The sequence below is a fragment of the Vibrio sp. 2132-1 genome, assembly GCF_033344315.1.
This window is the reverse complement of the sequence record NZ_JAWPON010000041.1, coordinates 1-4,438: the sequence shown is the minus strand read 5'-3', so window position 1 is coordinate 4,438 and position 4,438 is coordinate 1. Positions and strand designations below refer to the sequence as shown.

The 4,438-nt window shown below is 42.4% G+C and carries 8 protein-coding genes; 1 reads left to right on the top strand and 7 read right to left on the bottom strand.

What is annotated here, in order from left to right:
• Positions 1 to 131: 131 nt before the first annotated feature.
• The 7 genes from R8N47_RS23180 to R8N47_RS23155 all read right to left on the bottom strand — a co-directional run bounded on the left by R8N47_RS23180 (position 132) and on the right by R8N47_RS23155 (position 3,884).
• Positions 132 to 302 (bottom strand): hypothetical protein, encoded by a 171-nt coding sequence (locus R8N47_RS23180; protein ID WP_158090427.1) that lies wholly within the window; start codon positions 300 to 302, stop codon positions 132 to 134.
• Positions 303 to 318: 16 nt separating this feature from the next.
• A complete protein-coding gene (gene nadS, locus R8N47_RS23175; RefSeq protein WP_029946694.1) occupies positions 319 to 606 on the bottom strand; it encodes a NadS family protein in 288 nt (95 codons plus the stop codon).
• Positions 596 to 988, bottom strand: coding sequence for a type II toxin-antitoxin system RelE/ParE family toxin (locus tag R8N47_RS23170; protein ID WP_224723981.1), 393 nt, complete (start codon positions 986 to 988; stop codon positions 596 to 598). Before R8N47_RS23170 ends, nadS begins: the two co-directional genes overlap by 11 nt.
• 61 nt (positions 989 to 1,049) lie before the next feature.
• Positions 1,050 to 1,283 carry an MbeD/MobD family mobilization/exclusion protein gene (locus tag R8N47_RS28890; protein ID WP_169567099.1) on the bottom strand — a complete coding sequence of 78 codons (234 nt, stop codon included), beginning with the start codon at positions 1,281 to 1,283 and terminating at the stop codon, positions 1,050 to 1,052.
• Positions 1,284 to 1,733 carry an MbeB family mobilization protein gene (locus R8N47_RS28885; protein WP_353616425.1) on the bottom strand — a complete coding sequence of 150 codons (450 nt, stop codon included), beginning with the start codon at positions 1,731 to 1,733 and terminating at the stop codon, positions 1,284 to 1,286. It abuts the gene before it with no gap.
• A 705-nt stretch (positions 1,734 to 2,438) separates the two neighbouring features.
• Positions 2,439 to 2,780: a MobC family plasmid mobilization relaxosome protein gene (locus R8N47_RS23160; RefSeq protein ID WP_276409300.1), complete on the bottom strand. Its 342-nt coding sequence runs from the start codon at positions 2,778 to 2,780 to the stop codon at positions 2,439 to 2,441.
• A gap of 855 nt (positions 2,781 to 3,635) precedes the next feature.
• Entirely contained in the window at positions 3,636 to 3,884 is a 249-nt protein-coding gene (locus R8N47_RS23155) for a hypothetical protein (protein ID WP_005398517.1), read from the bottom strand.
• 158 nt (positions 3,885 to 4,042) lie between these two features.
• Here R8N47_RS23155 and R8N47_RS23150 point away from each other — a divergent pair, with 158 nt between their 5' ends.
• Positions 4,043 to 4,258, top strand: a complete 216-nt coding sequence (locus tag R8N47_RS23150) for a hypothetical protein (RefSeq protein WP_031819061.1) — start codon at positions 4,043 to 4,045, stop codon at positions 4,256 to 4,258.
• Positions 4,259 to 4,438: the final 180 nt, after the last annotated feature.

The window sequence follows — 4,438 nt, the reverse complement described above, 5'->3', positions numbered from 1 at the left end:
TTTTTAAGCACTTATCCTTACCTAATTAGCCAGAAATCGGGCTGTAAGTTTGTGACGCTTTCAGAGCGATTTACAGGACAAAAAGTTCGCAGTTCGATTGAAACAAAAAACGCCCTCTAAGGGCGTTTTTTCTATGTTTTCATCTTATCGATGGCATCTTTGGTGATCAGCTCGTTAGCTATCTCCAAGTTCTCTTTGTACTTCTTCTCTTTGTACTTCTCATATTCAAAGCGAGATAACGAACTTCTCGGATCGTACTCGTAATGCTGACAGAATTGCTCAAAAGTAACAGCTGCACTCATAGACACCTCTTAATCTTTAAACTGAAAACTTCGCATAAAGCTCTGGCTCTTTAGAGAGTAGAGTTAGGACTTTGCTTGCTAAACCTGTCGGATTTCTCCGTCCTTGCTCCCAACTTTTCACGGTATCAATACTCACATCCATCGCTTGTGCCAACTCTTTTTGGCTGACATCCAGTTGTGCTCGGATCGCTTTAACATCGGCAATCTCATAACGAGTGACATTCGCAGGAGTCTGCTCTCCTTTTGCAATCGCTTCGGCTTGCTTCATCGATGTATAAAGTTCATCAAAAATACTATTGCTCATTGTCATACTCTCTCTTAATCGACCTCGACACTTCTTTAAGGAGATTCTTCTCTTTCTGAGTTAAAGAGTCCTTTCTCCCTTTCTTGTACAGCAACACCAAATAGACAACATCAGGTTGGATCAGTAAGTAAATCGTTCGATAACCACCACTCTTACCTGTCGATTCTCCAGCAAGGCGAACTTTTCTTAGCCCTCCCGTTCCGACAATCAACGATCCCATTTCTGGGTTTTTGATGATGTCTGACTGCAACGCTCGAAACTCTTCATCCGTGAGCATCTCTTTTCGCTGAGATTCAAACAATGGCGTTTCAATAAACTCTAATGCGTAGCTAATAACCCGATCCTCTCCCAAAAGAATAGGAGTACATTGTACTCCTGGCAAGCGTATTTTCAAATGTATTAACGATTAAATCCGAAACCTCGACCTCTGCGATTTTGTCGTGCTAACGACTGCTCTTGCTGTATTGCTTTTCCAACGACTGGAGCTGCTGCGTCAAGTTGTTTACTTGCATGGTCAAGCTGCTCACACTGCTCTGTAAGCGTTGGTTCTCCTCGCTGCTCTGCTCGAATCTTTTCTCTAAATCCTTGTAGAGCTTCACGAACTCGCTGTGCTGCTCCTTGTGCTGCCTCTCTAAAACCTCGAAGGCGTGCAAAAGTTGTTTCTCTAGCTCGGTCATTTATTTCCTCTCCAACTTGATCAGCTCGTTCTTGCCATCGTTCATTGTCCACCCCTCCAGAATCGAGTAACCCTCTGGTATCACAATAAAACGTTCCCCTTTCTGGCTCTCGTACAGAGAAAGCCCCCAAGTCTTGTTCTGGAACTGCTCTAGGATCGCTTTTTGGCGGGCTATCTTTTTCTGATTGTCTAATATCGTCTGCCCTTGATACCAAGCGATCCCGTAACTGACGATCACCAAAAATAACAGGGTCACTGGCAACCAAATCCATGTTTTCATCACCAAGAGATTCAAACGTGATTGCTGCTCTTGGATGTCGTTTATGATTTTCTGCTCGCTTGATTTCAACGCATCTTGAATACGTTGTTCGTGCCTCTCGAAGTCTTTCTTTAGCGTTTGCTCGATAGCGTTGGCTTGCTTCTTCGATTGCGAATTGAAGTCCCTCGCCATATTCAAAATCTTGCTCATACAACAAACCTTTTAATCTTATGTTTCGTTTCCCACTTTCGGGATTCTTAATGCTGATGCTTTTAGCTGTCACTCTGGCAATCTCAAATCCTTTGCTTTCAAGCGCACCAATTACCCCTTTTCGACTACGGATCGCGCCTGATTGAGCAAGATTAAGTAGACCATCGGTAAGAAGTTGCTGAATCTCTTTTGCATCGGATGGAGTGTCTTTAGCACTCACCAAGCCTTGCTGATTAGCAGGGTCATCTGGGTCATGAAGCCCTAGTTCAAGATTCTGAATGGTGCGCCAAGCATCGATACGAGGATTGTCTGCAAAGTGGTAGTAAGGTTGAAGTCGCTTGCCAGAATGAAGCTCAATATTTGGAATAACAAAGTTCAGCTCTAACCGCCCTTTATCAAGATGCTCTACCCAAAGAATGGAGTATTGGTCTTTGTCTAAGCCTGGTAACAAAGCCTTTTCAAAATCAGCCATGAGGCGATCTTTAATCTCTTGTGATAAGTCCGTTTCAGCAAAACAGAGAAAGCCCGATGTGTACTTTTTGGCGTAAGGACTCGAATCAATGAGTGATTGAACTAAATCAGGATCGCCTTGATTGAGTGTCGCCCTCTCCCGATTTCTATCTTTCCCTAAGAGATAATCAACAGGGCCACTCCCAACGCCCTTACCTCTACGAGCGAACTGAACAATCATACTGAGATCTCATACTGTGCCATTATTTGCCCAAGCTGACGCTCGATTGCTGAAAGTTGAGCCAATACTTGAACCACATTCACGACATCATAATTCTGGGTATTCACTACTCTAGTAATCTGATTCAAGTTATTCCCAAGTCCAGATAACTGGCGCAATAATGCAGGGTCTACTTTAGGAACATTGGCTCTTTTAAGAGTCCGTTCCCCAAGACAAGTCTCTCTCATCCAAGGAGCTAATTCCGCACCATCACACCGATCTTTCAGAGCTTGAAGTTCAGTCTCAGTGACTCTGATCTTGATGGACTTTTCTCGTATTACTTTCTTCTTTTCAGTCATGGCAATTCTTTAGTTTGAGTGCTTTTAACTAGGGTTAAGGGAGCGTAGCGTCCCTTACAAGGCACAATGACAACGTAACGAAGTGGAGGGGTCTTTGTGTAGCCTTGCTTATGTGCTTAACAAAAGATAGAAAGTAAGATAAAGAAATGCAAATAAGGGAAATCATGAAGTATCAAACAATGACAGTAAGAGCAAAGAGGAGGCTAGCCAAGCTAGCGCAAACCACCCTTTCGGCTGCGCCGACCCCTACCCATTTCAACTCAAATTTATGAGTGATTTGGGTATCTTTTTGGTCGCTTTCAGATTGGGTAAGTCTCTTCCCTTTCGGGCTGCCCTGCGCTGTGAGTAAGGCTTTACGCCCCCATTCCAGTCTCACAACACTAATCAATTATTCCTTTTCCGCAGTTCTCCCTCTAGCAGCTACAAGAGAGCGGTTTTATCGTGCTTTCGCAAGTTTTGATTAGTGCCTTTACCTGCCACCTTTGGAACTTCCCTTGGTCGGTGGCTGATGCGCATCGCTCTGTCCAAAACATCTTGAGTCCAAACAGAGTGCAGGAATACTTGAAGTGCTTAAATGATATGGGCTATCATGAAAGGACTTACACAGGCCGTCAAACCAGTAAGTATTCCGATCAAAGCCGACCTTGCAGGGTCGGTTTTGTCACATCTGGGGATTGAGATTACAACCAAAGAGCTGGGATCTCAACGATCCTTTTCTAAGGTAATGAACGTCCTCAAGAAAAACGCCTCCCATTGGGAGGCGTTTTTCGTATCTGCCAGATGTAAAAAAGGTCGCCGGTTTGGGCAACCTTTTGCGTTCTATCGTTCAGTTCGCACAACGAGTGTTACGTTAAATTACTCATTACTTTCTTTTAAACCAAAGCAGTCCCACTCTATCAGCAATCGACTAAAATTATTTTTTGAAAGATATTTGGCATCTACACACTTACCATCATCATCGTACAGCACAAGGAAAAAAGAACTCGATTCTAGTGTACGACCTAACGAAAGCCATTGAGCAACAATTGTCTCGTAATGTTCTTGATATGATGCGATTTCAAAGCCTTTGTTATTCGATGTTTTAAAATAAATTTTTAGTTTCACGCTTTATCCCATTTATCTCATACACATCATATTTAAGACTAGGTTTGTGTGAGCAATTGAACGTTCTTAATAGACTTAGGCCAAAAAAAACCACTATATACGCAATTGAGCACTATTATAAAGTTACATGCATATCAACACTTTGTGAGTATTGCGTTATGGCTTTGTGTAAAATAAAAAAATACGACACTTTAGTAGATGCTCATACGATTAAACTTCTCGAAAATTTAACAATGGAAATTGGAAATGAAGAAGTTGCTCTACAAGTCACTATTTTGTCATTTGAAAAACTTTGGCATCAAATGGAAATGCATGGAGAGCCCAAAAACACATTTGAATGGCTTCAAATCGAAGCAAAGAAGCTCATAATTTAAAGCAACATAACGTTGTGGTGGTGATTATTATTCCTATTACGTTAAATAGCCGACTTAGCATCTCAAAACGCCAATCTGACGCTCTCAAAACGCTCCTGGAGCGTTTTTAAGCACTTATCCTTACCTAATTAGCCAGAAATCGGGCTGTAAGTTTGTGACGCTTTCAGAGCGATTTACAGG

What these genes read in the sequence shown, in the direction of transcription:
- R8N47_RS23150 (WP_031819061.1), top strand. Translation starts at nt 4,043, where the DNA reads ATGGCTTTGTGTAAAATAAAAAAATACGACACTTTAGTAGATGCTCAT.
- R8N47_RS23160 (WP_276409300.1), bottom strand. Translation starts at nt 2,780, where the DNA reads ATGACTGAAAAGAAGAAAGTAATACGAGAAAAGTCCATCAAGATCAGA.
- R8N47_RS28885 (WP_353616425.1), bottom strand. Translation starts at nt 1,733, where the DNA reads ATGGCGAGGGACTTCAATTCGCAATCGAAGAAGCAAGCCAACGCTATC.
- R8N47_RS28890 (WP_169567099.1), bottom strand. Translation starts at nt 1,283, where the DNA reads ATGACCGAGCTAGAGAAACAACTTTTGCACGCCTTCGAGGTTTTAGAG.
- R8N47_RS23180 (WP_158090427.1), bottom strand. Translation starts at nt 302, where the DNA reads ATGAGTGCAGCTGTTACTTTTGAGCAATTCTGTCAGCATTACGAGTAC.
- nadS (WP_029946694.1), bottom strand. Translation starts at nt 606, where the DNA reads ATGAGCAATAGTATTTTTGATGAACTTTATACATCGATGAAGCAAGCC.